This window comes from Caballeronia arvi (assembly GCF_001544695.2).
GTDB lineage: Bacteria > Pseudomonadota > Gammaproteobacteria > Burkholderiales > Burkholderiaceae > Caballeronia > Caballeronia arvi.
Map to the genome: position 1 here is coordinate 1 of NZ_FCOM02000187.1, position 2236 is coordinate 2236.

Consider the following 2236-nt stretch of genomic DNA (forward strand, 5'->3'; position numbering starts at 1 on the left):
GAAAGCCTGCGGAAAATTACCGCACTGCCGCTTGGCCTTCGTGTCGTACTCTTCCGAAAGCAGGCCCACATCGTTGCACAGCGTGAGCAGGTGTTCGAAGAGCTCGCGCGCCTCGCTTTCCCGCCCCTGCAGGTGCCGCACATGGGCAAGCCAGAAACTGCATGCGAGGAATGCACCTTCCTCGTCGTCGATGCCGTCGTTTGCCGTGCGATAACGCTTCAGTAGTCCATTCTCGAGCAGTTGGCGTTCGATCGCCCGGACCGTTCCCATTACGTGGGGGTCGTTTGCCGGTAAAAATCCCGTCAATGGAATCAGCAAGAGACTCGCGTCGAGTTCCTCGCCGTCGTAGGTCTGCGTGAACGAGCCCAGCTTCGCGTTGAAGCCTCGCTTCATCACTTCGTCCCGAACCTGCGAAGCGAAGCGCTGCCACGCTTTTTCGGGTGCGTCGTGGCCATGCTCACGGGCCGAGCGCAGCGCCCGATCGATGGCGACCCAAACCATGACCTTGGAGAGCGTAAGCTGTCTGGGTTGATCGCGAATCTCCCAGATCCCTTTGTCCGGTTTCTCCCACACGTGGCCCAAATGTTCGATTAGTCCGCGTTCGAGGCGCCAGGCGTCCTCGTCCGGCGCAAGACCGGCGCGACGGCACTGATACAGCGCATTGAGCACTTCTCCGTAGATGTCGAGTTGACGCTGACTGACCGCGCCGTTGCCAAAACGTACCGGGGTCGCCCTTTCGTATCCAGGTAACCAGTCGCACTCCCATTCGTCAACGTGACGAGACCCGTCAAGCGCATACATGATCTGCAACTGCGCCGGATCGCCGCCGATTGCGCGCACGACCCAGTCGCGCCAGTTCGCGGCCTCGTCGCGGTATCCGCCGTTCACAAGCGCCAGCAGTGTGAAACTCGCGTCGCGCAGCCAGCAAAACCGGTAGTCCCAGTTGCGCTCGCCACCAAAAGCCTCGGGCAGGGAACTCGTGGGCGCGGCGACGATGGCCCCAGTGTCCCGATCGGACAAGGCCTTAAGCACCACTAGCGATCGCTGGATTGCTTCGCGGTAGAGGCCGCCCGCCTTGCATTGCAACGTCCAGCTCTTCCAGAACGCCAGCGTGTGCTCAAGTGCTGGACCAAGATCCGGTACCGCGGGCGCGGGCTCACACGAGCCGCAGCACGCCAGCGAAAACGCCCGTCGCTCGCCGGGTTGCATCATAAAGCGAAAGCGGACGTCGTTGCCTTCGTCGGATGCTTCGCTTGCCCCATCAAACCACAGCGTATGAGCACCGGCCACAAAATGTGTCCGCTCGCCCATCCTCCTGAGCCACGGCACGGCGCGCCCGTAGTCGAAACGCACGGACAAAGCGCATTCGACCTCGACTGTCCCGCCCTCGCACCGTGCCTGCCTTGCCAGCACCGGCACAACAGCGGTCCAGTCCATCCAGTCGGTGAGGATCAGCTTGCCCCGCGCGGTGACAAGCGTAGTTTCAAGAATCAGTCCCTCTTCGATGTAGCGCCGAGACGCATGCTGAATCTGCTCACACGGGGTAAGGCGCCAGACGCCATGGCGATCGTCCCCGAGCAACGCAGCAAAGCAGGTGTCTGCGTCGAACGCCGGCCAACACAGCCAGTCGATCGACCCGTGGCGGCTAACGAGGGCGGCGGAGCGCCCATCGCCAATGAGCGCGTAATCTTCGATTCGCATCGGCATGGATTTTTCAGCCTCCTCTTCGCGGTCCCACTCGCATATGGCTCTGCTGCATTACCGCTTAACGGCTCGCCGGCATAACAGCGCTAGAGCCACCGCAATGGGGATCAGCATGGCGCCGCGATGTGTGTCCATCCACAACGCGGGGCTCGACGCACACGCCTCACCGTCAAACGCGCCGTGCTCACGGTGCTTACCGTGCACTGTCTTAAACAGATTCGATGGCGCGTCGGTGGGCATCGGATCGCTTCGCTGCTGCATCGCGTAACCCTTTCTGCCCAGATAATGATCGAGCCAGCCGGGTGCGAGCACGTTTCCAACAATGGCCTTTACTGATGACAGGCCGACGAAAAGTTCACGTCGCCGATGCGTCGCAGCCCATACGATTGCGTGAGCCGCCACTTCTGGCTGAAAGATCGGCGGCACAGGCTGCGGTGCGTGAGGCATGTGGCACTGCGCCCAATCGAATTGCGGCGTGTTGAGCGCGGGCATTTGTACCATCGTCAGATGGATCTGGCTTTTGTCGTGCAGC

1 protein-coding gene and 1 pseudogene are annotated in these 2236 nt (G+C 61.6%); both read right to left on the reverse strand.

What is annotated here, in order from left to right:
* Positions 1–1707: glycoside hydrolase family 15 protein (locus AWB74_RS44120; RefSeq protein WP_200822126.1), on the reverse strand; the 1707-nt coding region annotated here is incomplete at its 3' end.
* Between the two features lie 51 nt (positions 1708–1758).
* Positions 1759–2236, reverse strand: a pseudogene (locus tag AWB74_RS46755) (SDR family oxidoreductase); the annotation flags it as partial.